This is a genomic window from Cereibacter sediminicola (assembly GCF_007668225.1).
Lineage (GTDB): Bacteria > Pseudomonadota > Alphaproteobacteria > Rhodobacterales > Rhodobacteraceae > Cereibacter_A > Cereibacter_A azotoformans.
Genome location: NZ_VDEK01000122.1, coordinates 1 through 726 on the forward strand (window position 1 = coordinate 1; position 726 = coordinate 726).

Sequence of the window (726 nt, forward strand, 5' to 3'; positions counted from 1 at the left end):
CCATGCGCAAAACGGCTTGACCGGAACGGCCCCGTTACCGAAGTCTGGAGCCTAGTACAACCATGTAAAATCAAATTTATAGAAATTTTTATGATCATATATAATTGATTGTGAGTGCTACTGAATGTTGGATTTATACGTCTACTTATACTTGATAAGGGCTGATTATCGAGAGTGACTTGGCCGCCTGTAAGGCGCGCCTCCGGCGGGGCAGGGGTCGGGAGCGCCGATGCAGGCGACGCGGTCCAATGATCGGGCCGCGGAACCTTCCATCCGCGTCGCGCGCCGAACCCCGGCTTCACGAGAAGAGGAAGGTGTCGACCAGATCGGTAATGGATTGCATGCCGCCTGTGCCGGCGCCGGTGAAGATCAGTCTGTAGCCGCTGTCAAAATTGACGGTGACGTCCCGACCACGCCCCGGATCCTCCACGGTCGTCGTGGCAAGAACATCTTCCAGGGTCGCGTCGCCGTATGGGAACTCATAACCGATGTTCTGCTCCTTCAGCGTCCGGATCACGCGCTCGACCATCCCGTTTTGCTGCGGGCAGTGAGGGGTGATGAACTCCTGCTTCAGGCCGTAGCTGCGCACCAAGGCCATGTATTTGCGGCTGGTGAAAACCAAGCCGTTGTCGCTGCGAAGCAGGAACTCCTTCGTCACCCCGCCGAGGGTGCCGAACCGGTTGATCAGCGCGTGCTCGAGGGCGCTCGCGGCCGTCGAAGCCTTGC

At 58.1% G+C, this 726-nt stretch carries 1 pseudogene; it reads right to left on the reverse strand.

Annotation, left to right across the window (positions count from 1 at the left end):
* Positions 1-298: 298 nt before the first annotated feature.
* Positions 299-726, reverse strand: a pseudogene (locus FG154_RS21320) (hypothetical protein); the annotation flags it as partial.